The sequence below is a fragment of the Pseudomonas sp. G3-19 genome (assembly GCF_054855875.1).
In genome coordinates, this window is sequence record NZ_JBMPIQ010000003.1 from 2919828 (window position 1) to 2946328 (window position 26501).

The 26501-nt window shown below is 60.7% G+C and carries 25 protein-coding genes; 20 read left to right on the plus strand and 5 right to left on the minus strand.

What is annotated here, in order from left to right:
* Positions 1 to 51: 51 nt before the first annotated feature.
* Positions 52 to 834, minus strand: coding sequence for a PhzF family phenazine biosynthesis protein (locus ACOYXI_RS13410; protein ID WP_461674944.1), 783 nt, complete (start codon positions 832 to 834; stop codon positions 52 to 54).
* 95 nt (positions 835 to 929) lie between these two features.
* The gene (gene ybaK / locus ACOYXI_RS13415) at positions 930 to 1400 is read right to left on the minus strand and encodes a Cys-tRNA(Pro) deacylase (protein WP_003227741.1); all 471 of its coding nucleotides are present in this window, start codon (positions 1398 to 1400) and stop codon (positions 930 to 932) included.
* A 362-nt stretch (positions 1401 to 1762) separates the two neighbouring features.
* On the opposite strand from ybaK, the gene ACOYXI_RS13420 reads away from it, so the two are divergent.
* The 14 genes from ACOYXI_RS13420 (at position 1763) to ACOYXI_RS13485 (ending at position 16403) form a co-directional block, all read left to right on the plus strand.
* Positions 1763 to 2614: an MIP/aquaporin family protein gene (locus tag ACOYXI_RS13420; RefSeq protein ID WP_027612073.1), complete on the plus strand. Its 852-nt coding sequence runs from the start codon at positions 1763 to 1765 to the stop codon at positions 2612 to 2614.
* A gap of 78 nt (positions 2615 to 2692) precedes the next feature.
* Positions 2693 to 4195 carry a glycerol kinase GlpK gene (gene glpK / locus ACOYXI_RS13425; protein WP_027612074.1) on the plus strand — a complete coding sequence of 501 codons (1503 nt, stop codon included), beginning with the start codon at positions 2693 to 2695 and terminating at the stop codon, positions 4193 to 4195.
* Between the two features lie 238 nt (positions 4196 to 4433).
* Positions 4434 to 5189, plus strand: a complete 756-nt coding sequence (locus ACOYXI_RS13430) for a DeoR/GlpR family transcriptional regulator (protein ID WP_007916700.1) — start codon at positions 4434 to 4436, stop codon at positions 5187 to 5189.
* Between the two features lie 322 nt (positions 5190 to 5511).
* Positions 5512 to 7047 carry a glycerol-3-phosphate dehydrogenase gene (gene glpD / locus ACOYXI_RS13435; protein ID WP_461674945.1) on the plus strand — a complete coding sequence of 512 codons (1536 nt, stop codon included), beginning with the start codon at positions 5512 to 5514 and terminating at the stop codon, positions 7045 to 7047.
* A 492-nt stretch (positions 7048 to 7539) separates the two neighbouring features.
* Positions 7540 to 8466 (plus strand): glutamate/aspartate ABC transporter substrate-binding protein, encoded by a 927-nt coding sequence (locus ACOYXI_RS13440; RefSeq protein WP_027612076.1) that lies wholly within the window; start codon positions 7540 to 7542, stop codon positions 8464 to 8466.
* 190 nt (positions 8467 to 8656) lie between these two features.
* Entirely contained in the window at positions 8657 to 9403 is a 747-nt protein-coding gene (locus ACOYXI_RS13445) for an amino acid ABC transporter permease (protein WP_027612077.1), read from the plus strand.
* On the plus strand, positions 9403 to 10074 hold the full coding sequence (locus ACOYXI_RS13450) for an amino acid ABC transporter permease (RefSeq protein WP_007963949.1): 672 nt from the start codon (positions 9403 to 9405) through the stop codon (positions 10072 to 10074). Before ACOYXI_RS13445 ends, ACOYXI_RS13450 begins: the two co-directional genes overlap by 1 nt.
* Positions 10071 to 10805, plus strand: coding sequence for an amino acid ABC transporter ATP-binding protein (locus tag ACOYXI_RS13455; protein WP_007963947.1), 735 nt, complete (start codon positions 10071 to 10073; stop codon positions 10803 to 10805). The genes ACOYXI_RS13450 and ACOYXI_RS13455 overlap by 4 nt, the downstream gene beginning before the upstream one ends.
* A gap of 216 nt (positions 10806 to 11021) precedes the next feature.
* Positions 11022 to 12923, plus strand: a complete 1902-nt coding sequence (gene aauS / locus ACOYXI_RS13460; RefSeq protein ID WP_461674946.1) for a two-component sensor histidine kinase AauS — start codon at positions 11022 to 11024, stop codon at positions 12921 to 12923.
* Positions 12920 to 14248 (plus strand): two-component response regulator AauR, encoded by a 1329-nt coding sequence (aauR, locus tag ACOYXI_RS13465; RefSeq protein ID WP_139054272.1) that lies wholly within the window; start codon positions 12920 to 12922, stop codon positions 14246 to 14248. The genes aauS and aauR overlap by 4 nt, the downstream gene beginning before the upstream one ends.
* 8 nt (positions 14249 to 14256) lie before the next feature.
* Positions 14257 to 14586: a GlpM family protein gene (locus tag ACOYXI_RS13470; RefSeq protein ID WP_178082099.1), complete on the plus strand. Its 330-nt coding sequence runs from the start codon at positions 14257 to 14259 to the stop codon at positions 14584 to 14586.
* 110 nt (positions 14587 to 14696) lie between these two features.
* Positions 14697 to 15617, plus strand: coding sequence for an arginase family protein (locus tag ACOYXI_RS13475; RefSeq protein ID WP_461674947.1), 921 nt, complete (start codon positions 14697 to 14699; stop codon positions 15615 to 15617).
* Positions 15614 to 15988, plus strand: coding sequence for a DMT family transporter (locus tag ACOYXI_RS13480; RefSeq protein WP_098965385.1), 375 nt, complete (start codon positions 15614 to 15616; stop codon positions 15986 to 15988). The genes ACOYXI_RS13475 and ACOYXI_RS13480 overlap by 4 nt, the downstream gene beginning before the upstream one ends.
* A 31-nt stretch (positions 15989 to 16019) precedes the next feature.
* On the plus strand, positions 16020 to 16403 hold the full coding sequence (locus ACOYXI_RS13485; protein ID WP_098965387.1) for a DMT family transporter: 384 nt from the start codon (positions 16020 to 16022) through the stop codon (positions 16401 to 16403).
* 103 nt (positions 16404 to 16506) lie between these two features.
* Here the strand turns inward: ACOYXI_RS13485 and ACOYXI_RS13490 are convergent, their stop codons facing one another.
* Positions 16507 to 17379: a fatty acid desaturase family protein gene (locus ACOYXI_RS13490; protein WP_461674948.1), complete on the minus strand. Its 873-nt coding sequence runs from the start codon at positions 17377 to 17379 to the stop codon at positions 16507 to 16509.
* 72 nt (positions 17380 to 17451) lie between these two features.
* Positions 17452 to 18213, minus strand: a complete 762-nt coding sequence (locus ACOYXI_RS13495) for a MipA/OmpV family protein (RefSeq protein WP_134787239.1) — start codon at positions 18211 to 18213, stop codon at positions 17452 to 17454.
* A gap of 230 nt (positions 18214 to 18443) precedes the next feature.
* On the opposite strand from ACOYXI_RS13495, the gene ACOYXI_RS13500 reads away from it, so the two are divergent.
* The 6 genes from ACOYXI_RS13500 to ACOYXI_RS13525 are packed head-to-tail and all read left to right on the plus strand — an operon-like array spanning position 18444 to position 25731.
* Positions 18444 to 19154 carry an HAD-IB family phosphatase gene (locus ACOYXI_RS13500; protein ID WP_098965392.1) on the plus strand — a complete coding sequence of 237 codons (711 nt, stop codon included), beginning with the start codon at positions 18444 to 18446 and terminating at the stop codon, positions 19152 to 19154.
* Positions 19147 to 20541, plus strand: a complete 1395-nt coding sequence (locus ACOYXI_RS13505) for an aspartate aminotransferase family protein (RefSeq protein WP_098965393.1) — start codon at positions 19147 to 19149, stop codon at positions 20539 to 20541. The genes ACOYXI_RS13500 and ACOYXI_RS13505 overlap by 8 nt, the downstream gene beginning before the upstream one ends.
* Entirely contained in the window at positions 20538 to 21416 is an 879-nt protein-coding gene (locus ACOYXI_RS13510) for an alpha/beta hydrolase (RefSeq protein ID WP_134787240.1), read from the plus strand. Before ACOYXI_RS13505 ends, ACOYXI_RS13510 begins: the two co-directional genes overlap by 4 nt.
* A 37-nt stretch (positions 21417 to 21453) precedes the next feature.
* Entirely contained in the window at positions 21454 to 22581 is a 1128-nt protein-coding gene (locus ACOYXI_RS13515; protein WP_461674949.1) for a GNAT family N-acetyltransferase, read from the plus strand.
* Positions 22578 to 24350: a sensor histidine kinase gene (locus ACOYXI_RS13520; protein ID WP_134787242.1), complete on the plus strand. Its 1773-nt coding sequence runs from the start codon at positions 22578 to 22580 to the stop codon at positions 24348 to 24350. The genes ACOYXI_RS13515 and ACOYXI_RS13520 overlap by 4 nt, the downstream gene beginning before the upstream one ends.
* Positions 24340 to 25731 carry a sigma-54-dependent transcriptional regulator gene (locus ACOYXI_RS13525; RefSeq protein ID WP_098965400.1) on the plus strand — a complete coding sequence of 464 codons (1392 nt, stop codon included), beginning with the start codon at positions 24340 to 24342 and terminating at the stop codon, positions 25729 to 25731. Before ACOYXI_RS13520 ends, ACOYXI_RS13525 begins: the two co-directional genes overlap by 11 nt.
* 10 nt (positions 25732 to 25741) lie before the next feature.
* Here ACOYXI_RS13525 and ACOYXI_RS13530 read toward each other — a convergent pair whose 3' ends face one another.
* Positions 25742 to 26407 carry a DsbA family oxidoreductase gene (locus ACOYXI_RS13530; protein WP_134787243.1) on the minus strand — a complete coding sequence of 222 codons (666 nt, stop codon included), beginning with the start codon at positions 26405 to 26407 and terminating at the stop codon, positions 25742 to 25744.
* Between the last annotated feature and the right edge of the window lie 94 nt (positions 26408 to 26501).

Here is a 26501-nt window from a genome sequence, read left to right on the forward strand (position 1 = left end):
GTCTGACACAGCGCATTCGCGAGCAAGCCCGCTCCCACAATTGGTTTAGGGTCAGCCCAAAATCAACGTGCCGCTGGCCACCAGCGTCGCATTCCCGCCGATCTTCACCCGCTCCCCCTCCAGCCGACAGAACAACTCCCCGCCCCGCGCCGAACGCTGGCACGCGGTCAAACTGGATTTGCCCAAACGTTTCGACCAATACGGAATCAGGCTGCAATGCGTCGAGCCGGTCACCGGATCTTCGTTGATGCCGATTGCCGGGGCGAAGTAGCGCGAGACGAAATCGTGCTGATTGCCGCGCGCCGTCACGATGGCGCCGAGCCACGGCAGTTTCGCCAGCGCTACCATGTCCGGCGTGCAGTCGAGCACTGCCTGCTCCGACTCCAGCACCACGAACAACTCGTTGGAACCGAGCACATCCACCGCCTCGACGCCCAGCGCGCGCTCGACATCCAGCGTCACGCCAATTTCTGACGGCACAATCGACGGGAAGTCCAGCCACAGGCGATCGCCCTCGCGGCTGACGCTAAGCGGCCCGGACTTGCAGATGAAGTCCAGCCGCTCGGCATTTTCCTTGTAGACCTCGAACAACACATAGGCGCTGGCCAGTGTGGCATGCCCGCACAGCGGCACCTCGGTGGTCGGGGTGAACCAGCGGATGTGCCACGCTGCACCTTCGCGCACCACGAACGCGGTTTCTGCCAGATTGTGTTCGGCGGCGATCTTCTGCATCAAATCGTCCGCGAGCCATGCATCGAGCCGATACACCATCGCCGGGTTGCCACTGAACGGCCGATCACTGAACGCATCAACCTGATGAAATTCGAGCTGCATAACCTTCTCCCTAAGTGAATCGGCAGAGCATGCAGCCACGCTGCGCTCAGCGCCAGTGACAGAACCGGGCAATTTTCTTCATACAGAACGCAAGTTCATGCACGACCGATGTCGGCAAATTTGGCTTGGGTGTGTTCAGCCAGAACCGCCGGCGCCAATTCGACTTCCAGGCCACGTCGGCCAGCACTGACATAAATAGTCGCAAAGCCTTGGGCCGAGTTATCGATGAAGGTGCGCAGACGCTTCTTCTGCCCCAGCGGACTGATGCCGCCCAACAGGTAACCGGTGGAACGCTGTGCCGCAGCCGGGTCAGCCATTTCGACTTTCTTCACGCCCGCCGCGTGTGCCAGACCTTTGAGATCAAGACTTCCGACGACCGGCACCACCGCCACCAGCAATTCACCTTTTTCGCTGGCAGCGAGCAGCGTCTTGAACACCTGCGCCGGCTCCAGCGCCAGTTTCTCGGCGGCCTCCAGCCCATAGGACGCGGCCTTGGGATCATGTTCGTAACTGTGCACGCGATGTTCGGCACGAACTTTTTTCAACAAGTCCAACGCAGGGGTCATGGCAGCTCCAGGCTCGGCATCAACAGAAAAATCCTGCGCCGGATTCTAGGCCATCACATCGCAAAAGGCTCTAGCGCGAGCCCCGTTTTCCGGGCGTTGCAGGCGAATCGCCGGACTATCGCCGCCATCTTCCGCAGGATCATTCAGCAGGCTGATAGTTTAATTGTGACCGATGGTTCACTTTCGACCTTTGACAGGTTTGTTTCTTGTCTATATTTTTTCGAATCTGAATAATGTAAGAATTATCATCACCGCAGCACCCAGCAGTAAACCGGGAACAGGATGGGGATCCTGCCCCGGGGAAAATCGCGCCTTGCCCTGACGGCAAATGCGCCAGACAACAACAAAAATCGAGGTTTTCAATGACAACTGCTTTACAGCAACCATCGCTTTCCGGCCAATGCCTGGCCGAGTTTCTGGGGACTGCACTTCTGATCTTTTTCGGCACTGGCTGTGTCGCCGCGCTCAAAGTCGCGGGCGCCAGCTTCGGTCTGTGGGAAATCAGCATTATCTGGGGCGTCGGCGTGAGCATGGCGATCTACTTGACCGCCGGGGTTTCCGGCGCGCATCTGAACCCCGCCGTGAGCATTGCCCTGAGCATTTTCGCCGACTTCGAAAAGCGCAAACTGCCGTTCTATATCCTGTCGCAGATCGCCGGCGCGTTTTGCGGTGCGCTGTTGGTGTACACGCTGTACAGCAATCTATTCTTCGATTACGAACAAACTCACCACATGGTGCGTGGCACCGCCGCCAGCCTTGAGTTGGCCTCGGTGTTCTCGACCTTCCCCAATCCGGTACTGTCCACCGCTCAGGCATTCCTGGTCGAGATGATCATCACCGCGATCCTGATGGGCGTGATCATGGCCCTGACCGATGACAACAACGGTCTGCCGAAAGGCCCGATGGCTCCGCTGCTGATCGGCTTGCTGATCGCCGTGATCGGCAGCTCGATGGGCCCGCTGACCGGTTTTGCGATGAACCCGGCGCGTGACTTCGGTCCGAAACTGATGACTTTCTTCGCCGGCTGGGGTGAAATTTCCTTCACTGGCGGCCGCGATATTCCGTACTTCCTGATTCCGATTTTTGCACCGATTGTCGGTGCCTGCCTCGGCGCTGCCGGGTATCGCGGGCTCATCGCCCGTCACCTGACCGGCGCCACACCTGCTACAAAGGATGCAGAACCGGCCATTGACGGCAAACCAAGAACTTCTTGAAACAGTCGGCGCGGGCTCCTGCCCTTTTAGAGCCCGCGCCACGGCCCACTCTCCCTTATTTCGTCCAAGGCAATCGACATGACCGACATTCAGAATAAGAACTACATCATTGCCCTCGATCAGGGTACGACCAGCTCCCGCGCGATCATTTTCGACCGCGATGCGAACGTGGTCTGCACCGCCCAGCGCGAATTCGCCCAGCACTACCCGCAAGCCGGTTGGGTCGAGCACGATCCAATGGAAATCTTTGCGACCCAGAGCGCGGTGATGGTTGAAGCACTGGCCCAGGCCGGCCTGCATCACGATCAGGTCGCCGCCATCGGTATCACCAACCAGCGTGAAACTACGGTGGTCTGGGACAAGACCACCGGTCGTCCGGTGTACAACGCCATCGTCTGGCAGTGCCGCCGCAGCACCGAGATCTGCCAGCAGCTCAAGCGCGATGGCCACGAAGAGTACATCCGCGACAACACCGGTCTGGTTACCGACCCGTACTTCTCCGGCACCAAGCTGAAGTGGATCCTCGACAACGTCGAAGGCAGCCGCGAGCGTGCGCGCAATGGCGAACTGCTGTTCGGCACCGTCGATAGCTGGCTGATCTGGAAATTCACCGGCGGCAAGGTACACGTCACCGACTACACCAACGCCTCGCGCACCATGCTCTTCAACATCCATTCGCTGGAGTGGGATTCGAAGATGCTGGAAATCCTCGACATCCCGCGCGAAATGCTCCCGGAAGTCAAAGCCTCTTCGGAAATCTACGGTCGCACCAAGAGCGGCATCGCCATCGGCGGTATCGCCGGTGACCAGCAAGCGGCACTGTTCGGCCAGATGTGCGTCGAGCCGGGCCAGGCGAAAAACACCTACGGCACCGGCTGCTTCCTGCTGATGAACACCGGCGACAAAGCGGTGAAATCGCAACATGGCATGCTCACCACCATCGCTTGCGGCCCGCGTGGCGAAGTGGCTTACGCCCTGGAAGGCGCGGTGTTCAACGGCGGTTCGACCGTGCAGTGGCTGCGCGATGAACTGAAGATCGTCAACGACGCTCACGACACCGAATACTTCGCCAATAAAGTGAAGGACAGCAACGGCGTGTACCTGGTACCGGCCTTCACCGGTCTGGGCGCTCCGTACTGGGACCCGTATGCCCGTGGCGCACTGTTCGGCCTGACGCGCGGCGTGCGCGTGGATCACATCATCCGCGCCGCGCTGGAATCGATCGCCTACCAGACCCGCGACGTACTCGACGCCATGCAACAGGACTCCGGCGAACGCCTCAAGGCCCTGCGCGTGGACGGCGGCGCGGTCGCGAACAACTTCCTCATGCAGTTCCAGGCCGACATCCTCGGCACCCAGGTCGAGCGTCCGCAAATGCGCGAAACCACCGCGCTGGGCGCAGCGTATCTGGCCGGTCTGGCGTGTGGTTTCTGGGGCAGCCTCGACGAACTGCGCGGCAAGGCCGTGATCGAGCGTGAGTTCGAACCGAGCCTGGACGAAGCCGAGAAAGAGAAGCTGTACAAAGGCTGGAAAAAAGCCGTCAGCCGCACCCGTGACTGGGCGCGTGAAGACGCTGAATAAGCCAGTCTGAAGACTGACTTAAGCTGTCCAAACAGCGTGAAAGCGTAGCGAGCGAAGGCAAGACAAGGCAAAAACAGGCGAGGACGCGGAGTTTACGGGTTTGTAAATGAGCAGTCCGAGCCTGTTTTTAACGCAGGATTGCCGAGCGCAGTAGCTTTCACGTTGTTTGGAAACTGGTCGGGAGGAGATTCCTGCGTCATCATGGGCAAATTTTGCACGGCAGCCCAAAGGAAGCCCCATGAATCTGCCTCCCCGTCAGCAGCAAATCCTCGAGCTGGTCCGCGAACGCGGCTATGTGAGCATCGAGGAAATGGCCACGCTGTTCGTTGTTACCCCGCAAACCATCCGCCGCGATATCAATCAGCTCGCGGAAGCCAATCTGTTGCGTCGCTACCATGGCGGCGCGGCCTATGACTCCAGCGTCGAAAACACCGCCTATGCGATGCGCGCCGACCAGATGCGCGACGAAAAACAACGCATTGGCGAAGCCATCGCCGCGCAGATCCCCGATCACGCCTCGCTGTTCATCAACATCGGCACCACCACCGAATCGATTGCCCGCGCCCTGCTCAATCACAACCATCTGAAGATCATCACCAACAACCTGCACGTCGCCTCGATGCTCAGTGCCAAGGATGATTTCGATGTGCTGCTGACCGGCGGCAACGTGCGCCGTGACGGCGGTGTGGTGGGTCAGGCGAGCGTGGACTTCATCAACCAGTTCAAGGTCGATTTCGCACTGGTGGGTATCAGCGGCATCGACGAAGACGGCAGCCTGCTCGACTTCGATTATCAGGAAGTGCGCGTGTCGCAGGCGATCATTGCCAATGCGCGGCAGGTGATTCTGGCGGCGGACTCGAGCAAGTTCGGGCGCAATGCGATGATTCGATTGGGTCCGATCAGCCTGATCGACTGCCTGGTGACCGATCAGCAGCCAGTGCCGGCACTGGCGCAACTGCTGAGCCAGCACAAAATTCGTCTGGAAGTCGTTTAAACCCGTTCAACATCCCCTGTGGCGAGGGGATTTATCCCCGATGGGCTGCGAAGCAGTCCTAAAACCACCCAATGCGGTGTGCCTGAGACTCCACGGTAGTTGATTGAGGGGCCGCTACGCGGCCCATCGGGGATAAATCCCCTCGCCACAAAGATCATCTCCGCCTCAATAATGTTCGAAAATTTTCTTTTAGCCGCCCTTCGATGAGTTTTTTCAATCGAACGCGACTGGCTGCGCGCGTCTTTATGGGCTACCATTTTCGCAAATGAACATTTATGTTCGATTTCCAAGACAGAAAATCAAAAGAGCCCGAGGCCAGCCGATGTCCACATCTACCTTGCGTACGCCCCCTATCTCCGAGATCTACGACGTTGCCGTAATTGGCGGCGGGATCAATGGCGTGGGGATCGCAGCGGATGCCGCCGGTCGCGGTCTCTCGGTGTTCCTTTGCGAAAAGGATGACCTGGCCAGCCACACCTCGTCGGCCAGCAGCAAGCTGATCCACGGCGGCCTGCGCTACCTCGAACATTACGAATTCCGTCTGGTGCGTGAAGCGCTGGCCGAGCGCGAAGTGCTGCTGGCCAAGGCGCCGCACATCGTCAAGCCGATGCGTTTTGTGCTGCCGCACCGCCCGCACCTGCGTCCGGCGTGGATGATCCGCGCCGGCCTGTTCCTTTATGACAACCTCGGCAAGCGCGAAAAACTGCCAGGTTCGAAAAGCCTGAAGTTCGGTGCCGACAGCGCGCTGAAAAGCGAAATCACCAAGGGCTTCGAATACTCCGATTGCTGGGTCGATGACGCCCGCCTCGTCGTTCTGAACGCCATGGCCGCCCGGGAAAAAGGTGCCCACGTACACACCCAGACCCGTTGCGTCAGCGCCCGCCGCGCCAAGGGCCTGTGGCACCTGAATCTGGAACGCGCCGACGGCAGCCTGTTTTCGATCACTGCCAAAGCCTTGGTGAACGCCGCCGGCCCGTGGGTCGCCAAGTTCATTCGTGACGACCTGAAAATGGAATCGCCGTACGGCATCCGCCTGATTCAGGGCAGCCACATCATCGTGCCGAAGCTGTACGAAGGCGATCACGCGCATATCCTGCAAAACGAAGATCAGCGCATCGTCTTCACCATTCCATACCTGAACCACTTCACCCTGATCGGCACCACCGACCGCGAATACACCGGCGATCCGGCGAAAGTGGCAATCACCGACGGCGAAACCGATTACCTGCTGAAAGTGGTCAACGCTCACTTCAAGAAGCAGATCAGCCGCGACGACATTCAGCACAGCTACTCGGGCGTGCGTCCACTGTGCAACGACGAATCCGACAACCCGTCCGCCGTGACCCGCGATTACACCCTGGCATTGTCTGGCGGTGGCGAAGAAGCACCGCTGCTGTCGGTGTTCGGCGGCAAACTGACCACCTACCGCAAACTCGCCGAGTCAGCGATGGCCCAACTGATGCCGTACTTCACGCAGATGCGCCCGAGCTGGACCGCCACCGCGACCCTGCCCGGCGGCGAAGACATGACTACTCCGCAAGCCTTGAGCGCGCAGATCCGCGACAAGTTCGACTTCGTCCCGACCGAGATCGCCCGCCGCTGGGCCACCACCTACGGCAGCCGCACCTGGCGCATGCTCGAAGGCGTGGAAACCCTCGCCGACATGGGCGAACACATGGGTGGCGGGCTCTACACCCGTGAAGTCGATTACCTGTGCAGCGAAGAATGGGCCACCACGGCGCACGACATCCTGTGGCGTCGCAGCAAACTGGGCCTGTTCACTACCCCGGCCGAGCAAGAGAAACTGTCGGCCTACCTGGGCAAGGTCGAGCAGAACCGCAAGATTGAAGCGGCGTGATTTGAACATCGCTTAAACGAAAGCCCCTGAATTGAGAGATTCAGGGGCTTTTTGCTGCGTGACTTACTTTGCCTGCCACTAACCCTGTGGCGAGGGGAGTTATCCCCGATGGACTGCGAAGCGGTCCTCGCCTTGCGCTGAAAGAAGGCCGCTTCGCGACCTATCGGGGATAAATCCCCTCGCCACAAGGGAATGTGGGCTCGAACGATCATCAATATGAGGGCAGCGATTAAAAGATCGTTCGGTTTTCCGAACGCGACCTCCCGGTCAATTCGGATAACCGGATCAGTTCCAGCCAAAAACACCGACACAAAACTTTAATCACCTTATAAATCAAGCCATTAGCCACTATCGACTGCTCTGGCACGACTCATGCTCTACACTCTCTCGACGAATGCCTGCCGTGCCAACACTTCAGGAGCCGTCAGGCATTCGAAGCACAAAAGGGCCGACGAACTGGCCCCATAAAAAAAACAATTCGAGGAAAATTTGATGCGCATCGTTCCCCATATCCTGGGCGCAGCCATTGCGGCCGCTCTGATCAGCACTCCAGTTTTCGCCGCCGAACTCACCGGCACCCTGAAGAAAATCAACGATTCCGGCACCATCACCCTCGCTCACCGCGACAGTTCCATTCCGTTTTCCTACATCGCGGATGCTTCCGGCAAGCCAGTGGGCTACTCCCACGACATTCAAGTGGCCATCGTTGAAGCCCTGAAAAAAGACCTGAACAAGCCAGACCTGCAGGTCAAATACAACCTGGTGACCTCGCAAACCCGTATCCCACTGATCCAGAACGGCACCGCGGATATCGAGTGCGGTTCCACCACCAATAACGCCGAGCGCGCCCAGCAAGTCGACTTCACCGTCAACATCTTTGAAATCGGCACCCGCCTGCTGGTCAAGAAAGACAAGGATGGCAACCCGTCCTACAAAGACTTTGCCGACCTCAAAGGCAAAAACGTCGTGACCACCGCCGGCACCACGTCCGAGCGCATCATCAAAGCGATGAACGCCGACAAGCAGATGGGCATGAACATCATCTCCGCCAAGGACCACGGCGAATCCTTCAACATGCTGGAAAGCGGCCGCGCCGTTGCCTTCATGATGGACGACGCCCTGCTGGCCGGCGAAGAAGCCAAGGCGAAGAAGCCGGACGACTGGGTCATCACCGGTACTCCGCAATCGTTCGAAGCCTACGCGTGCATGGTTCGCAAAGACGACCCGGCCTTCAAGAAGGCTGTGGATGACGCCATCGTCGGCCTGTACAAGTCGGGCAAGATCAACGAGATCTACAAGAAGTGGTTCGAAACCGCGATTCCGCCAAAGGGCCTGAACCTCAACTTCCCGATGAGCGACAAGGTCAAGGAACTGATCGCCAACCCGAGCGACAAGCCGGCGCCTGACGTAAAAATCTGATTCCTGACTAACCTTATCCCCTGAGGGAGCCACCCTCCCTCAGGCGTCTGTTACCTGCTGGTTTTACAGTGGAACACTCGACCTGGCGGTTTTCGAGCCGATCGCGTGTGCCCGGCGTTCAACGTCGGACGGGAAAGGATCTTCCCCAAGCGGGTGCTTGTACATCGATCGATTTCGAGGGGAGACCCTAATGAATTACAACTGGGACTGGGGCGTGTTCTTCAAGTCCACCGGCGTGGGCAGCGAGACTTATCTCGACTGGTACATCGCCGGCCTGGGCTGGACCATTGCCATCGCCATCGTGGCATGGATCATCGCCTTGCTGCTGGGCTCCATTCTGGGGGTCATGCGCACGGTGCCGAACCGCCTCGTATCGGGCATCGCGACCTGCTACGTCGAACTGTTTCGCAACGTGCCGCTGCTGGTGCAGCTGTTCATCTGGTACTTCCTGGTGCCCGATCTGCTGCCGCAAAACCTGCAGGACTGGTACAAGCAGGATCTGAACCCGACCACCTCGGCCTACCTGAGCGTGGTCGTGTGCCTGGGTCTGTTCACCGCCGCCCGGGTCTGCGAGCAAGTGCGCACCGGCATCCAGGCGCTGCCACGCGGCCAGGAATCCGCCGCCCGCGCCATGGGTTTCAAGCTGCCACAGATCTATTGGAACGTGCTGCTGCCCCAGGCCTATCGCATCATCATTCCGCCGCTGACCTCGGAATTCCTCAACGTGTTCAAGAACTCCTCCGTGGCGTCCTTGATCGGCCTGATGGAACTGCTGGCGCAAACCAAGCAGACCGCCGAGTTCTCGGCCAACCTGTTTGAAGCCTTCACCCTGGCCACGCTGATCTACTTCACCCTGAACATGAGCCTGATGTTGCTGATGCGCATGGTCGAGAAGAAAGTCGCAGTGCCCGGCCTGATCTCCGTGGGGGGTAAATAATGGACTTCGATTTCAGCGGCATCATCCCCGCGATCCCGGGCCTGTGGAACGGCATGGTCATGACCTTGCAACTGATGGTCATGGGCGTGATCGGCGGCATCGTGCTGGGGACGATCCTCGCGCTGATGCGCCTGTCGTCGAGCAAACTGCTGTCGCGCGTCGCCGGCGCCTACGTGAATTATTTCCGCTCGATCCCGCTGCTGCTGGTGATCACCTGGTTCTACCTGGCGGTGCCGTTCGTGCTGCGCTGGATCACCGGCGAAGACACCCCGATCGGCGCGTTCACCTCCTGCGTCGTGGCTTTCATGATGTTCGAAGCCGCGTACTTCTGTGAGATCGTCCGGGCCGGCGTGCAGTCGATCCCCAAAGGCCAGATGGCCGCCGCGCAAGCGATGGGCATGACCTATGGTCAGACCATGCGGCTGATCATCCTGCCCCAGGCGTTCCGCAAGATGACCCCGTTGCTGCTGCAACAGTCGATCATCCTGTTCCAGGACACCTCGCTGGTCTACACCGTGGGCCTGGTGGACTTCCTCAACTCCGCCCGTTCCAGCGGCGACATCATCGGTCGTTCCAACGAGTTCCTGATCTTTGCCGGTGTCGTCTACTTCATCATCAGCTTTTCCGCCTCGCTGCTGGTCAAGCGTCTGCAAAAAAGGTTTGCCGTATGATCTCCATCAAGAACATCAACAAGTGGTATGGCGACTTCCAGGTGCTGACTGATTGCAGCACCGAGGTCAAGAAAGGCGAAGTGATCGTGGTCTGCGGCCCGTCGGGCTCGGGCAAGTCGACCCTGATCAAGTGCGTCAACGCGCTGGAGCCGTTCCAGAAAGGCGACATCGTCGTCGACGGCACTTCGATTGCCGACTCCAAGACCAACCTGCCGAAACTGCGCTCGCGCGTCGGCATGGTGTTCCAGCATTTCGAGCTGTTCCCGCACCTGACCATCACCGAAAACCTGACCATCGCGCAGATCAAGGTGCTGGGCCGCAGCAAGGAAGAGGCGACCAAGAAAGGTCTGCAACTGCTGGAACGCGTCGGCTTGTCTGCGCATGCGCACAAGCACCCGGGGCAACTGTCCGGCGGTCAGCAGCAGCGTGTGGCGATTGCCCGTGCACTGGCCATGGACCCGATCGTCATGCTGTTCGACGAACCGACCTCGGCGCTCGACCCGGAAATGGTCAACGAAGTGCTCGACGTGATGGTGCAACTGGCCCACGAAGGCATGACCATGATGTGCGTGACCCACGAAATGGGCTTCGCCCGCAAAGTGGCTGACCGCGTGATTTTCATGGACGCCGGCAAGATCATCGAAGACTGCCCGAAAGAGGAGTTCTTCGGCGACATCAGCGCCCGCTCCGAACGCGCGCAGCACTTCCTCGAGAAAATCCTGCAGCACTAAAAGCAACACACCGAACTCTGTGGCGAGGGCGCTTTGTGGCGAGGGGATTTATCCCCGATGGGCCGCGAAGCGACCCCAGCATTTCAAAATCAAACCGCATCTGCCGGTTTGACGACTGCTTCGCAGCCGATCGGGGATAAATCCCCTCGCCACAGGTTCCGCGCTCGAACAAACCAGGATGCTGTTAGCCACGCTGGTTGACCCAAGGCAACTGTGATGAAATGCGACCCCAATCTCTATCGCGCAGCGCCGCCATCACTTGCCGTGAAGCCCCGTCTGATTCGCCATCTGTTCCTGCCGCCGCTGATCATCATCCTGATGATCGGACTGGGTTACATCGGCTTCTGGACCAGTGAACATTTCGGCATCCGCAGCCTCAGCGAAAACGGCCAGCGTCAGCTCGAACTGCACGCGCGTACCGTCGAAAGCGAGATCAGCAAATACACCTACCTGCCCAGCCTGCTGGAACTGGAAACCAGTGTCCCGCAACTGCTGGCCGACCCGACTCCGGAACACCGGCAAACGGTCAATGCTTACCTTGAAGGCCTGAACCGGCGCAGCCGCAGTCGGGCTATCTACGTCATGGACACCACCGGCCGGGTGATGGCTACCAGCAACTGGCGCGACGTCGACAGTTACCTCGGCGAAGACCTGTCTTTTCGCGCCTATTTCCAGAACGCCGTGCGCGGCGAGCCCGGACGTTTCTACGGCATCGGCAGCACCAGCGGCGAGCCCGGTTACTACCTCGCCCATGGCCTGGAAGAACACGGCAAGATCATCGGCGTCGCCGTGGTCAAGGTGCGCCTCGAAGCGCTGGAAGAGCGCTGGCAACGCGCCCGCCTGGAAGCCTTCGTCAGCGACGAGAACGGCATCATCATTCTTTCCAGCGATCCGGCGCGGCGCCTGAAATCGGTGGTGCCGCTGAGCGATGAAACCAAAGAGAAGCTCGCGCGCAGCCTGCAGTACTACTGGTTCCCGCTCAACGAACTGCAACCGCTGGCCCGCGAAACCCTGGCCGAAGGTGTAGAGAAACTGACCTTCCCGGCCAACAGCGAACTGAGCGCCGATGACGACAGCATCAGCTATCTGGCGCAGACCCGGCCGCTGAGCGACACACCGTGGAATTTCACCCTGCTCACGCCGTTGCAGGACTTGCGCCGTGAAGCGATCAACCAAGGCATTCTGGTGGCCGTGGCCTTCGCCCTGGTAGCGTTCCTGCTGATCGCCTGGAACGAACGGCGCAAGGTCATCGCCACCCGCCTCGCCGCCCGCGAAGCCTTGCAGGAAGCCAACAATCAACTGGAGCGTCGGATTACCGAACGCACCGGCGATCTGCGCGCCAGCAACGAACGGCTGAAGAGCCAGATCCGCGAACGGCGCCAGGCCGAGGAAACCCTGCGCCGCGCTCAGGACGAACTGGTGCAGGCCGGCAAACTCGCGGCCATCGGCCAGATGTCGACCAGCATCGCCCACGAACTGAACCAGCCGCTGGCGGCAATGCGCACCCTGTCCGGCAACACCATTCGCTTTCTGGAACGCGGCCAGCTCGATGTCGCCAGCACCAACCTCAAGACCATCAACGACCTGATCGACCGCATGGGCCGGATCACCGCCAGCCTGCGCTCGTTCGCCCGGCGCGGCGACAATGAAGGCCAGGCCAGCCTCGGCAAAGCGGTGGACGCGGCCCTGCAACTGCTCGGCGCGCGGGTCGAGAGCATAACGCTGCAACTGCATCGTCAGTTCAGCGACGTACAGGTGCAGATCGACCAGACCCGCCTCGAACAGATACTGGTCAACCTGATCGGCAACGCCCTCGACGCCATGCAGATGCAACCTTCACCGCAGCTGTGGCTGGAAGGCGAAGAGTTCAACGGCAAATATCGCCTGCGGGTGCGCGACAACGGCCACGGTGTCGACGCCGAAGCACGCAAGCATCTGTTCGAGCCGTTCTTCACCACCAAACCCGGCGAACAGGGTCTGGGCCTCGGCCTGACCCTCTCCGCCAGCCTCGCTGCCGCCACCGGCGGACACCTGGGTGTCGAACACCCGGCCAGCGGTGGCACCACCTTCGTCCTCAGTTTACCGTTGGTAAGCCCTACTCCTGCCGAGCCAATATGAACCACGACCTTAGTGTGCTGATCGTCGAAGACGACCCCCATGTGCTGCTCGGCTGCCAGCAGGCGCTGACCCTGGAAGACATTCCCTGCATCGGCGTCGGCAGTGCCGAAGAAGCGCTGGAGCGGGTCGGCGACAACTTTGCCGGCATCGTCATCAGCGACATTCGCCTGCCCGGCATCGACGGCCTGGAACTGCTGACCCGCCTCAAGGCGCGCGACCGCAGCCTGCCAGTGGTGCTGATCACCGGTCATGGCGATATCTCCATGGCCGTCGGCGCAATGCAGAAAGGCGCCTACGATTTCATGGAGAAACCGTTCTCGCCGGAGCGTCTGGTGGATGTCGCTCGTCGCGCACTGGAGCAACGCAGCCTCGCCCGGGAAGTGTCTTCGCTGCGTCGGCAACTGGCCGAACGCGATTCCCTCGAAGGCCGGATCATCGGGCGCTCGCCAGCCATGCAGAACCTGCGCGAACTGATCGCCAACGTCGCCGACACTTCGGCCAACGTATTGATCGAAGGCGAGACCGGCACCGGCAAAGAACTGGTCGCCCGTTGCCTGCACGACTTCAGTCGTCGGCATGCCAAGCAGTTCGTCGCGCTGAACTGCGGCGGCCTGCCGGAAAACCTCTTCGAAAGCGAGATCTTCGGCCACGAGGCCAACGCCTTCACCGGCGCCGGCAAACGGCGCATCGGCAAGATCGAACACGCCGACGGCGGCACGCTGTTCCTCGATGAAGTGGAAAGCATGCCCCTGCCCTTGCAGATCAAACTGCTGCGGGTGTTGCAGGAACGCACCCTCGAACGCCTCGGTTCGAACCAGAGCGTAGCGGTGGATTGTCGGGTGATTGCCGCAACCAAATCCGACCTCGACGACGCGAGCAAGGCCGGCGAGTTTCGCAGCGACTTGTACTACCGCCTCAACGTGGTGACGCTGGAGCTGCCGCCGCTGCGCGAGCGCCGTGAAGACATCCTGCAACTGTTCGAACACTTCACCCAGCAGTCGGCGCTGCGTTTCGACCGGGTGTTGCCGGAGCTGGACAACCAGACCCTGTCGAACCTGATGAGCCACGACTGGCCGGGCAACGTGCGTGAGCTGCGTAACGTCGCCGAGCGCTTTGCCCTCGGCCTGCCGGCGTTCAAGAAGTCCGGCGCCAGCAGCGGCGGTCAGGGGCTGGCGTTCGCCGAAGCGGTGGAAGCCTTCGAGCGCAACCTGCTCAATGACGCCTTGCAACGCAGTGGCGGCAACCTGACCCAGGCCAGTCAAGAACTGGGCATGGCCAAGACCACGCTGTTCGACAAAGTGAAAAAGTACGGGCTGAGCCACTGATGGATCTGATTCTCAAAGCCGCCTTAGGCGCGGCAGTGGTGGTGATTCTCGCGGCGCTGTCGAAGACGCGAAACTATTACATCGCCGGGCTGGTGCCACTGTTTCCGACCTTCGCGCTGATCGCTCACTACATCGTCGGCAAGGGCCGCTCGATCGACGATCTGAAGGCGACGATTGTGTTCGGCATGTGGTCGATCATTCCGTATTTCATCTATCTGGCGACGCTGTACGTGATGGTTGACCGCATGCGCCTGGAGGCGTCACTCGCCGTGGCCGTTGTCGCGTGGCTGATCGCCGCCACCGTGCTGGTCTCGGTGTGGGTGCGTCTGCACGCCTGAGACAACGGCTGGCCCGTCCCTTGCATTTACCCCCGAAAGCCCTGCCCGGCTGGCGCTCATGCTCGATGAGGCCGGTGTCTGGCAGGGTCTGCCAAGGGTAAATAGCGACCTTGAATATTTTAGATCTCGACCACAGCCTGACCGCCCAGGCGCCGATTGCGCGGCTGCTCGACAGTGGCCGCGCCAGACGCCTGGACCTGCTCGACCTCGGCCCGAAACTCCGGCTCTGGTCCAGCGAACGCACTTGGCGACGCTTCGCCGAACGCTTGCAGCAACGGCCACGGCACAGCGGCCCGGCACCGGAAATCTTCTTCGTCGGCTCCGGTGACTATCACCACCTGACCCCGGCGTTTCTCACCGACCTGCCCGAGCCGGTCAGCCTGATCCATTTCGACAATCACCCTGACTGGGTGCGGTTTGCGCCGCGTCGGCATTGCGGTTCCTGGGTCAACCAGGCCCTGAAACTGCCGGACATCCGCCGCATCGTCACCCTCGGCCCGTGCAGCGATGATCTGCAAAATCCACAACTGAAGGGCGGCAACCTCGCAGCGCTCAAACGCGGGGTTCTGCAGCTGTTTCCGTGGCAGCACGCACCCTCCCGAGTCTGGGGGCGTGTCGGTGACGGCGCCGGCCATGAACAGCAGGAAAACATGCTGCACTGGCGCAATTTGTCCGAAGTCGACTGGACGCTGTTCCTCGACAAAATGATCGCCAGCCTGCCGACCGATGCGGTGTGGATCACCATCGACAAGGACGTGCTCGCCAGCGAAGACGCCGCCACCAACTGGGATCAGGGCGGCATGCGCCTGAGCCATATGCTTCAGGCCCTGCGCGCGCTGGCGGCGAGCAAGCGAATCATCGGCATCGACATCTGCGGCGAATACGCCCGTCCGGCCTTCAGCAACGTATTCAAACGCTGGGAGGCGAAGACCGATCAGCCGCCGGCCGAGCGCTGGAGCGACACCGATATCCTGCGCAACTCCACCACCAATCAAGCCTTGATCGACCTGTTCGAGGAACTGTTTCCATGACTTTCACCGTGATTGTGCTGGTGGCCCTGTCCATCGTTCTGGATGTGATCGGCCAGCTGTGTTTCAAACTGGGCCTGGATCGATTACCGGAGCTGGAGGGTGGTTTTCGGCTTCAGGTGTTTTGGGGCCAGGTGTTCAACGCACCGCTATTGTGGTGCGGGATAGGCGCTTACGCGATCGAGTTTTTCGTCTGGCTCGGCGCTCTGTCGCGGGCACCGCTGAGTCTGTTGTTTCCGGCAGCCGCGCTGGCCTATTGCGGCGTGGTGCTGGCGGGCAAACTGGTGCTTGGCGAAACCGTCAGTCGGCGGCGCTGGCTGGGCACGCTGGTGATTACGGCGGGCGTGATGCTTGTGTGTGCCGGCCATGTCTGAAGCTCGCCTGGAACTGCAAAGGAACGACGCAATGCATTGGCTACACGGGCGCGTGGGCACCATTGTGCTCTGGGCGCTGTTGATCATTCTGGAAAGTGGCGGACAGATCGCGAGCAAGGTCGGTGGCGATCAGTTGGGCCAGATGGACTTCAGCCTGCAATGGCTGCAAGGCATCGTCATGACGCCCGGGGTATGGGTGGCGGTTGCCTGCTACATCGGCGCGTTTTTTGTCTGGATGCTGATTCTGCGACGCAGCAGCCTGTCACTGGCGTTTCCCCTGAGTTCGCTGGTGTTTGTCGGGGTGCTGCTGGGGTCGTGGCTGGGGCTGGGTGAGCAGATCAGCCTGCTGCACTGGATCGGCGTGGCGGTGATCATGGGCGGGATAGCCCTGCTCGCCGAGGGCGAAGAGCACTGAAATGCTCCGTGTAGGAGCTGCCGCAGGCTCGGGCCGCGATCGGACGATCTTTGCTTTTCAAGATCAAAAGATCGCAGCCTTCGGCAGCTCCTACACAAAGCAGTCAGGCGTCAGGCTTTTGGTGGTTCAGCAGGAAGCCCAAACCGTGCGCCAGCGGAATATCCTTCACCCCCGCTTCCTGCTGTTGCCGGGCGATCTGCCGGTGATAGGCCTTGACCTGAGTCCAGTGCATTTTCGGCCGGTAGTGGTGCTCGGCGTGATAGCCGTTGTTCATCCACAACAGGTTGTACAGCGGGCTGTAGGCACTCACGCCCCAGGCAATCGGTAAATCCGGGTTGCCGCCAAAATGCTCGTAGTAACCGTTGAGCGATGACAGCGCCTGGCCCAGATACCAGAACGGCAACAACACCAGCACCGCCTGCCAGTCATACACCGCCAGCAGCAGATAAAACGCCACCGTCACATAGATCTCGACCTGAACCCAGCGCGCATCCTTCGGGCGTTTGCGGCGCATTTCGTTGTAGATCGGCTTGGGATCGTCGCGAAAAAAACTCAGGAAGGTGTAGGCCCAGGGATTCTCCGGCTGACCGTTCTTGCCGCGCAGATAGATCGACAGCGGATCAATGGTCTTGCCGTCCGGCCCCGGCAGATCCGAGTTGCCGCGGTGATGGTGGTTGTGGATATCGCGATAGAGGGTTTGCGAAAAACCGATGGTCACCGATAACAGCAGATCGAACGCCCGGTTCAGCCACGCCGGGGTGAAGTAGGCGTTGTGAATCTGGTTGTGGGAAATGCTGTTGATGCTCCACGACAGGCTGATCGCATAGCCCAGCGCCAGCGGCACATAAGCCCACCAGGACAGGTCGTGGAAGGCCGCAACCAGCCACAGGACGAAAGCGAAATGGGCCAGGCCCAGAGCGATGGGGATCAGATCCCACAACGAATGAGCCAGCAGACGATAAGCAGGGCGAGCCATGAAGAACATCCTGAAGGAATGGATTCGACATGGCTGTCTGCAAACCGCAGACCAATTCGCCCGTGGCTGAAATCAGTCGAACTTGTAGGCGATGGCCGCCTGCACTTCGCCCTGATTGGTATCACCCACCGCTTTGACGATGCTGCTGTCCGCCGCCGAGCGAGTCAGGTGAATCCAGCTCGCGCTGGTGACCAGCGACCAGTGTGGCGCCAGAGGGAACTCGAAGCTCTGGGTCAGCGCCACGTTCTGCAAACCGCCGCCGGCGTTGTACGCGCGGATGCCCGAGGCCTGCGCCTCGCGATCACTGACACCGAAGAAGGTCTGGGTGCCCTGCGCATCGGCAAAATGCGCGGTCAGGTTGCTGCTGCCGATCACCCCGCCGCCCAGTGGATAGCCAATTTCACCGCCCACTTTGCCAAACACGCCGCCCTGCCCGCTGCCACCGCCGACGGCCTGGCCAACGAAGGCGAATACGCGCCAGAAATCGGCCGGAGCGTATTGCACGAAGCCGCCAGCCTCGGCCATGTCGGGCACATCACGCAGGCCGCGCAACTCGCCGTTGGCGGTGCGCCCGGAGAGGTAATTGACGTATGGCCCGGCGCTGAAACCGTTGCTTTTCAAGGCGCTCCAGGTCAGGCCATCGTCGGTACCGAGGCTGACATCGCCCCAGTCCAGATCCAGATACGGGATCGGTCGGGTTTCGTAGCGGCTGCCGCTCGGATCATGCGGTTGGTACCCCACCCCGATTCCTGCTTCACCTGTAATGCCATCCGCCAGGGCGGGCCCGGAAAAGCAGGCCAGTGCGGCCAATAACGCCAGTGTCTTCCTCTGCATGAGGTCATTCCTTTTCTGAACTTGCGCGCATCAATCCCCGGATACCGCCCTTGGCGCAAGCACTCATGTTGTTTGTAGCAAGCTACAAAAATTGTAGCTCCACTTTTCGAAAACCGCGCAGCGCCCCCGCCAGCACGGGGCTTTGGCCAATTGGCACAGTCCCTGCTCCCACCCTTGCCAGGCGCAGACCGCGCACCCTGACAACTGCCTCGACCCAACAGGTACTGCAGATGATTGACTGGCATATCGTGTGTGATTTCGACGGGACGATCACCCGTACCGACGTAATCGACAGCATCCTTGAACGCTTCGCCGACCCGAGCTGGGAAGCCATCGAAAATGAATGGCTGGAGGGCAAGATCGGTTCCCGGGAATGCCTCAGCCGTCAACTGGCGCTGATCAAGGCCACGCCGGCACAACTGCTGGAATTCTTCGACAGCATCGACATCGACCCGGACTTCCCCGATTTCGTCGACCACGTGATCGGCCTCGGCGCTTCGCTGGAAGTGGTCAGCGACGGCATCGAACAAGGCATCGCGCGGATTCTGGCGCGCAACTACGTGACGCTGCTGCCGATCCTCGCCAACCGCCTGCGCCAGATCGACCACGACAAGTGGCGCATCGATTTCCCTTACGCCAGTGACGCCTGCCGCGCGGCCTCCGGCAACTGCAAATGCAAATCCACCCCCGGCAGCAAACGCGTGCTGGTGATCGGTGACGGCCAGTCCGACATGTGCGTGGCGTCCACCGCCGATTTCGTCTTCGCCAAGGATCGCCTGGCCGAGCACTGCGAGCGCAACGGCATCGCCTACGCGCGCTTCGACAGCTTCGCCGAACTGCCACAACTGCTGGCCCGCCTGCCGCTGGCCCCGGCCGCCAACGCCGTCACGTTCAGCACCGAATCCACTTCTGAAGCACAGGAAACCCTGCACCATGTCTGATATCCGCATCGCGACAGCCGAAGACCAGGTCCTTCTGGAAAAAGAAGCCAGATACTGCTCCTACGGCGACACCGTTCACTACATCGAACCGCCGCGCATCTTCAGCCGCTGCGAAGGCTCCTACGTCTGGGACACCGAAGATCAGGCCTACCTCGACCTGCAAATGTGGTACTCGGCGGTCAACTTCGGTTACGCCAACCCGCGTCTGAACAATGCGCTGAAACAACAGATCGACACCCTGCCGCAAATCGCCAGCCAGTACCTGCACAAGGGCAAGATCGAGCTGTCGGAGATGATCGCGGTCGACGCCAAGAAAAAATTCGGTCTCGACGGCCGAGTGCACTTCAACGTCGGCGGTTCGCAGTCGATCGAAGACTCGTTGAAAGTCGTGCGCAACGCCAGCAACGGCAAGAGCCTGATGTTCGCCTTCGAGGGCGGCTACCACGGGCGCACCCTTGGTGCTTCGTCGATCACCTCCAGCTACCGCTATCGCCGCCGCTACGGTCACTTCGGTGAGCGCGCGCAATTCATCCCGTTCCCGTATCACTTCCGTGGCCCGAAAGGCATGACCAAGGAAGAGTACGGCAGCCACTGCGTGCAGCAATTCGCGCGGTTGTTCGAGACCGAATACAACGGCGTCTGGGACCCGAAAGTCGGGCAGAGCGAATACGCCGCGTTCTACGTCGAGCCGATCCAGGGCACCGGCGGCTACGTGATCCCGCCGATGAACTTCTACAGCGAACTCAAGCACGTGCTGGATCAGCACGGCATCCTGATGGTGGTCGACGAAATCCAGATGGGTTTCTACCGCACCGGCAAGCTGTGGTCGATTGAACACTTCGACGTCAAACCCGACGTGATCGTCTTCGGCAAGGCGCTGACCAACGGCCTCAACCCGCTGGGCGGCATCTGGGCCCGTGAAGAGCTGATCAACCCGAAAGTCTTCCCGCCAGGCTCGACCCACTCGACCTTCGCCTCCAACCCGCTGGGCACTGCGGTGGGTCTGGAAATGTTCAAGATGACCAGCGAAGTTGATTACGGCGCAATGGTCATGGCCAAGGGCAAATACTTCCTTGAAGGCCTGCAGGATCTGCAAAAACGCTACCCGATCATCGGCGATGTCGACGGCCTCGGTCTGGCGCTGCGCTGCGAGATCTGCACCGCAGACGGTTTCACCCCGGACAAGGCCACCCTCGACTTCATGGTTGAAGAAGGCATGAAGGGCGACATCGAAATCGACGGTCGTCGTCTCGGCCTGATCCTCGACGTGGGCGGCTACTACAAGAACGTCATCACCCTGGCACCGTCGCTGGAAATCAGCTATCCGGAAATCGATCTGGGCCTGGCCCTGCTCGACCGCCTCCTGCATCGGGCGATGAAACGATGATCGACGCTGAGATCGACATGGGCGAAGGCAACGCCGGTTTCGTTCTCGGCGACGGGGAGGTCGCGGTGCTGTTGATCCACGGCCTCACCGGCACCCCGACGGAGCTGCGTCGGGTGGCCGTGGGCCTGGCGAAAGCCGGGCACACGGTCTATGTGCCGACCCTGGCCGGGCACTGCGGCGGCAATGCCGACCTGCAAGCCACCGGCTGGCGCGACTGGTACGAAAGCGCACGCAACACCTTCGTCGGCGTACGCCGCAAACACCGCAAAGTGTATGTCGGCGGCCTGTCCATGGGCGCCGTGCTGTCGATGTACCTGGCCGCCGAACACCCGGGACAGATCGAAGGTTTGCTGCTGTATTCGACCACCCTGCGCTACGACGGCTGGAGCATCAACAAACTCGCGTTCCTCACCCCGTTGCTGATGAAAATCCCGTTCGGCGTGCACCTGTGCAGTTTCGAAGAAAAGCCGCCCTACGGGATCAAGAACGAGCGCCTGCGCGCCATCGTCGAACGCCAGATGAAAGAAGGTCAGAGCAGCCAGGCCGGGTTGCTGACCATGGAAGGCGTCACCGTGCGCGAACTGCACCGGCTTAACGCCGTGGTGAAAAAACGCATGCCGTCGATCACCACGCCGGCGCTGGTGCTGCACTCCATCGAGGACGACATCACCAGCCGCTGGAATGCCGATTACGTCGAACGCACACTCGGCGGGCCGGTGACCAAGGTGCTGCTCGACGACTGCTATCACATGATCACCGTGGATTTGCAGTACCGCCGGGTCGTGGAGTTGAGCGCCGATTTCATCGAGCGCGGCGTCACGCAACCGGTCGCCATAGCCGATACGCCATCACTGGAAACCCGGCAACTGGCTTGAGCAGTTGCAGTCCGACTCGCCGACACAAGGAACCGACGTGATCACCGCTCAAGCCTTTTCAACGATCGAAGCAATCGACCGCTGCGCCTGGAATGACTGCTTCGTCGATGAGCTGGAGGACTGGGATTACTACCGCGCCGTGGAACGGGCCGGCATCGACGGCTTTCACTGGCGCTATCTGACGCTGCACGAGGATGGTCGCCTGATCGCGGCCACCGTGGCGTTCACCACCTCCTATTCGCTGGACACCACCCTGCAAGGTGCGGGCAAACGGGTCAGCCAATGGCTGCGCCGGCGTCTGCCCGGACTGTTCGATATCCGCCTGTACGCCCTCGGCTCGCCGGTGGCGGAGCAATGCCATGTCGGCAGCGCTTCGCACATTGCCTCGACACAGCGCCCGGCACTGCTCAGGCAATTGCTCGAGCTGGCCCGGCAAGATGCCGAGCAGGCCGGGATCGGCCTGCTCGCGGTCAAGGACGCCTCGCATCGCGATCGACAATGGCTCGACGTCTGCCGCCAGGCCGGCCTGCAAAGCATGCCCGGTCTGCCCGGCGCCGAATTGCCGATCAACTTCGCCTCGGTGGATGCGTATCTGGGCAGCCTCGGCAAATCCACGCGCAAGGACCTGCGTCGCACCCTGCGCAATCAGGGCCCGCGCACGGAATGGCGGCGCTCGGTGCACGACCTGCTGCCGCGCATGATGGAACTCTACGAAGCCACTCTGGCCCGCAGTGATCTGGCCTTCGAATGCCTGCCTGCGGCGTATTTTCGCGAAGTGCTCAATCACCTCGATGACCGCGCAGCCTGTGTGCTCTATTGGGTCGAGGATGAACTGGTGGCGTTCAACCTGCTGTTGCTCGACGGGCAACGGATGGTCGACAAGTTTTTCGCCCATGATCTGGCCCGCACCCGCCAGTACAACCTTTACACCCGTAGCTGGCTGGAAAATGTCGACTACTGTATTGAACACAAACTGGCGATCTATGTGTGCGGGCAGGCCGGCTATGCCAGTAAGCTGCGTCTGGGTTGCTCGTTTGTCGGTAACACCGTGTTCTTCCGCCATCGCAATCCACTGCTCGACCAACTGTTGCGTCTGGTGAAAATATTCGTCCGCCCGGATCGCAGCGATCCGGCCCTGGCCGCTGCAATAAGCGAAATCCAATGATCAATGACCGACGCGCCACGCCCCGCCCTTTCGCCCTCTCCGGCTGGAGCCTGCAACGCAAACTGGTGCTGGCCTTCTGGCTGGTCAGCGTGATTCCAACCATGATCGCTGCGGAACTGGCGGCCACCACGCTGTCGCAGATCTTCGACAGCAACGTGCGCATCTGGCTGCAGGAATCCTCGAAGATCGTCGAGGACGAAATCAGCGAAATCCTGCGCGACAACGCCCGCGCCGCTCAGCTGTTTCTGCGTTACACGCGCCCTCCCACCGATCGTCAATCGGCCAAGCACAACAAGCTGACCGCCGACGTCGCCGACTCCATGGGCATCGACGTCGTGGCCCTGGTACGCAACAGCGATCACAAAGTGGTGTACAGCACCGCCGCCGACGACATCGTCAGCCAGATCAGCACCGCCCCGAAAGCGGTACTGCAAACCCTGCAGGTAGGCGGTGTGGCCACCGGCACGGTGATTTCGACGTTCGAAACCGCTCAGGACGGCGTCGACTACAAAATGATCGTCGGCACTTATCTGGACAACAGCTTCCTGACCAGCGTTGCCGATGTGCATTCGCTGGACCTGCGCCTGTACCTGGCCAAGGGCGATGATTTCTCGGAGATTTTCTCCACCCAGCGTTTCCAGGATCATCCCCTGCAAGTGCCGGAAGACATCGAGCAGATCCTGCGCGAGACCAAAGGCCCCTACGAACAATTCACCAATAACTACAGCGGCATCTACCGGCCGATCTTCAATGAAAACGGCCAACTGCAAGGCGTCATCTTCAGCGGTCTGCTGCGCCACACCAGCCTGGTCGGCCTGGTCAATCAGAGCAACCTGTTCATTCTGATTTTCCTGCTCAGCTCGGCAGCGTCGCTGGCGGTTGGCTGGCTGGTCTCGCAACGCTTGACCAAACCATTGCGCGGTCTGGCCCGTGGCGTACAGGCGGTGATCGCCGGCGATTATCATCAGCGCCTGAGCGTGAATGGCGGCGACGAACTGGCAGAACTGAGCAGCACGTTCAACCACATGAGCGAACGTCTGGAAGAGTTGCAGCATCTGGAGTCGCAACTGCGCCGCCGTGATCGCCTGCACGCGCTGGGCGAAGTCGCCATGGGTCTGGCCCATGAAATTCGCAATCCGCTGGGCATCATCAAAACCGCCACGCAACTGCTGCATCGCCGTGCCGATCTGCCGGAAACCGACAAGCGTCACCTGGAATACGTGGTCAAGGAAGTCAGCCGGATCAACGACCTGATCACCGAATTTCTCGACTTCGCCAAACCCAGCGCGCCGATCCGCGCTACGCAATCAGCACGCACCCTGGTCGACGAACTGGCCGGATTCTGCGAGCCGGAACTGGCCAGCCACAACATCGATCTGCACATCGCCGATCACGCGCCGGGGGCAACGATCTACGCCGATGCCAAGCAACTCAAACAGGTGGGCCTGAACCTGATCGTCAACGCCATCGACGCAATGCCCGACGGCGGTCGCCTGACCCTGAGCATCGCCAACGCTGGAAAATTCACCATCATCGGCGTCGCGGACACTGGTCAGGGGATCGAAGCCGACATGCTCGAACGCATCTTCACCCCGTTCGTCACCACCAAGGCTTCGGGCACCGGTTTGGGTCTGGCCAAGGTGTTTTCGGTCATGGAAAGTCATAACGGGCGCGTAGAATGCGTCAGCGAAAAAGATGCCGGCGCCACCTTCAGCCTGTACATTCCGGCCAATGGCGAAGACTTCGACGAGAGCGACGATGACGCATAACATTCTGGTAGTGGACGACGAACCGAAACTCTGCGACCTGCTGGCCTCGGCCCTCGGGCAGAACGGCATCAGCGTGTTCACCGCCGGCAATGGCCTGCACGCACTCAAAGTGCTGGAAAGCGAAGACATCGATCTGCTGATCAGCGACTGGCGCATGCCCGGCATGGACGGCCCGCAGTTGCTGGCTGAGGTGAAGACCCGCTATCCGCAGTTGCCGGTGATCGTCATGACCGCCTACAGCACGGTGAAAAACGCCGTGGAATCGATGCGCAACGGCGCGTTCGACTACATCGCCAAGCCGTTCGACATCGACGAGCTGGACATCACCGTCAGCAAGGCCCTGCAGTTTCGCGACATCCTCAAAGACAACCAGCGCATGCGCGCCGAGCTCGACGAGCATCAGCAGATCGACAGCCTGATCGGTGACAGCCCGAGTTTTCGCAGCGTGCTGCAAGCGGTGGACTCGGTACGCGAAAGCGCCGCCACCGTGCTGCTCAGCGGCGAAAGCGGCACCGGCAAGGAAATGGTCGCCCGGGCCATCCACAAGCATGGCAATCGCGCCGACAAACCGTTCGTGGCGGTGAACTGCGCGGCCATCCCTGAAGGGCTGCTGGAAAGCGAAATGTTCGGTCACCGCAAAGGCGCGTTCACCGGCGCCGTGGCCGATCGCATCGGGCGCTTTCAGCAGGCCGACAAGGGCACGTTGTTTCTCGATGAAATCGGCGAAATGCCGCTGGCACTGCAGGCCAAGATCCTCCGTGCCCTGCAGGAGCGAGTGATCGAGCCGGTGGGCGATACCAAGGAGCGCAAGGTCGATGTGCGGGTGATCGCCGCCACCAACAAAGACCTGCTGCAAGCGGTGGCGAATAAGGAGTTTCGCGAGGATCTCTACTACCGCCTCAATGTCTTTCCCATTCCGCTGCCGGCATTGCGCGAACGGGTCGAGGACATCGCGCCGCTGGCCCGCCACTTCGCCCACACGCTGGGCGCCGCTGCCGGCAAACGCATCAGCGGCTTCAGCGCGCAGGCCTTGCAGGCCATGACCCGCTATTCATGGCCGGGCAACATCCGCGAACTGCAGAACTGCGTGGAGCGCGCGACCATCGTCGCCTCCGCCAACATCATCGAGGAGCACGATCTGCCGGCTTACCTGTTCGCCGCACAGGCCTCGGACAGCAGCGGCCCGCTGAGCGAAATCAACGGTGTCCCGGCGGATCTGGATGCGGCGCTGGCCGAAGTCGAGAAGGCCTACATTCTGGCGGCCCTGCAACAGAGCAATGGCGTGCAGGCTGCCGCCGCGCAGTTGATCGGGATCTCCGAGCGCAGCTTCTGGTATCGCCTGAAGAAGCTCGGGATTCACGTCGACAAGATCGTGCGCTGACCCCGCAAGGTCAGTTGACGGTGCCGCCGCGGGCTTCACTGATGATCTGCCGAATCGCCCCGACAAAGGTGTCCACCGGTTGCCCGCCCGTGACCGCGTACTGACCGTTGAACACCACGGTCGGTACCGAACTTACGCCGCGTTGCAGCCACAGCTGCTCTTCTGCACGCACGTCATCGGCAAACTCGTCAGAAGCCAGAATCGCCTCGGCACGCTGCCGATCCAGGCCCACGCTTTCAGCAATCTGCGCCAGTTGCGCGTGATCGGACGGATTACCGCCATCGGTGAAATAGGCTTTGAACAGCGCCTGCTTCAACGGCAACTGCCCCCCCTCAAGCCCGGCCCAATGCAACAGACGATGAGCATCAAAGGTGTTGTAGATGCGGCTGTTGCCATCGGTGCGAAAGGCAAATCCGACCTCGGCGCCACGGGCACGAATCGCCTCGCGGTTCTTCTGTGACTGCTCCGGAGTCGAGCCGTATTTTTCGCTGATGTGTTCGGTGATGTTCTGCCCGTCCGGGCCCATCTTCGGGTTCAGTTCGAACGGCTGGAAATGAATCTCGGCCTGCACTTCATCGCGCAGAATCTCCAGCGCCTGCAGCAGGCCATTCAGGCCGACGACACACCACGGGCAGGAAACGTCGCTGACAAAATCGATTTTCAAAGCGGAACTCATCACACACCTCGCGGGCGGAAATCGTGCGGGAAAGTTTGCACGATACACCTGCCTGCTCTTGCGATGACAGTGATGGCCCCTTCGCGAGCAAGCC

What these genes read in the sequence shown, in the direction of transcription:
- ACOYXI_RS13410 (WP_461674944.1), bottom strand. Translation starts at nt 834, where the DNA reads ATGCAGCTCGAATTTCATCAGGTTGATGCGTTCAGTGATCGGCCGTTC.
- ybaK (WP_003227741.1), bottom strand. Translation starts at nt 1,400, where the DNA reads ATGACCCCTGCGTTGGACTTGTTGAAAAAAGTTCGTGCCGAACATCGC.
- ACOYXI_RS13420 (WP_027612073.1), top strand. Translation starts at nt 1,763, where the DNA reads ATGACAACTGCTTTACAGCAACCATCGCTTTCCGGCCAATGCCTGGCC.
- glpK (WP_027612074.1), top strand. Translation starts at nt 2,693, where the DNA reads ATGACCGACATTCAGAATAAGAACTACATCATTGCCCTCGATCAGGGT.
- ACOYXI_RS13430 (WP_007916700.1), top strand. Translation starts at nt 4,434, where the DNA reads ATGAATCTGCCTCCCCGTCAGCAGCAAATCCTCGAGCTGGTCCGCGAA.
- glpD (WP_461674945.1), top strand. Translation starts at nt 5,512, where the DNA reads ATGTCCACATCTACCTTGCGTACGCCCCCTATCTCCGAGATCTACGAC.
- ACOYXI_RS13440 (WP_027612076.1), top strand. Translation starts at nt 7,540, where the DNA reads ATGCGCATCGTTCCCCATATCCTGGGCGCAGCCATTGCGGCCGCTCTG.
- ACOYXI_RS13445 (WP_027612077.1), top strand. Translation starts at nt 8,657, where the DNA reads ATGAATTACAACTGGGACTGGGGCGTGTTCTTCAAGTCCACCGGCGTG.
- ACOYXI_RS13450 (WP_007963949.1), top strand. Translation starts at nt 9,403, where the DNA reads ATGGACTTCGATTTCAGCGGCATCATCCCCGCGATCCCGGGCCTGTGG.
- ACOYXI_RS13455 (WP_007963947.1), top strand. Translation starts at nt 10,071, where the DNA reads ATGATCTCCATCAAGAACATCAACAAGTGGTATGGCGACTTCCAGGTG.
- aauS (WP_461674946.1), top strand. Translation starts at nt 11,022, where the DNA reads ATGAAATGCGACCCCAATCTCTATCGCGCAGCGCCGCCATCACTTGCC.
- aauR (WP_139054272.1), top strand. Translation starts at nt 12,920, where the DNA reads ATGAACCACGACCTTAGTGTGCTGATCGTCGAAGACGACCCCCATGTG.
- ACOYXI_RS13480 (WP_098965385.1), top strand. Translation starts at nt 15,614, where the DNA reads ATGACTTTCACCGTGATTGTGCTGGTGGCCCTGTCCATCGTTCTGGAT.
- ACOYXI_RS13485 (WP_098965387.1), top strand. Translation starts at nt 16,020, where the DNA reads ATGCATTGGCTACACGGGCGCGTGGGCACCATTGTGCTCTGGGCGCTG.
- ACOYXI_RS13490 (WP_461674948.1), bottom strand. Translation starts at nt 17,379, where the DNA reads ATGGCTCGCCCTGCTTATCGTCTGCTGGCTCATTCGTTGTGGGATCTG.
- ACOYXI_RS13495 (WP_134787239.1), bottom strand. Translation starts at nt 18,213, where the DNA reads ATGCAGAGGAAGACACTGGCGTTATTGGCCGCACTGGCCTGCTTTTCC.
- ACOYXI_RS13500 (WP_098965392.1), top strand. Translation starts at nt 18,444, where the DNA reads ATGATTGACTGGCATATCGTGTGTGATTTCGACGGGACGATCACCCGT.
- ACOYXI_RS13505 (WP_098965393.1), top strand. Translation starts at nt 19,147, where the DNA reads ATGTCTGATATCCGCATCGCGACAGCCGAAGACCAGGTCCTTCTGGAA.
- ACOYXI_RS13510 (WP_134787240.1), top strand. Translation starts at nt 20,538, where the DNA reads ATGATCGACGCTGAGATCGACATGGGCGAAGGCAACGCCGGTTTCGTT.
- ACOYXI_RS13520 (WP_134787242.1), top strand. Translation starts at nt 22,578, where the DNA reads ATGATCAATGACCGACGCGCCACGCCCCGCCCTTTCGCCCTCTCCGGC.
- ACOYXI_RS13525 (WP_098965400.1), top strand. Translation starts at nt 24,340, where the DNA reads ATGACGCATAACATTCTGGTAGTGGACGACGAACCGAAACTCTGCGAC.
- ACOYXI_RS13530 (WP_134787243.1), bottom strand. Translation starts at nt 26,407, where the DNA reads ATGAGTTCCGCTTTGAAAATCGATTTTGTCAGCGACGTTTCCTGCCCG.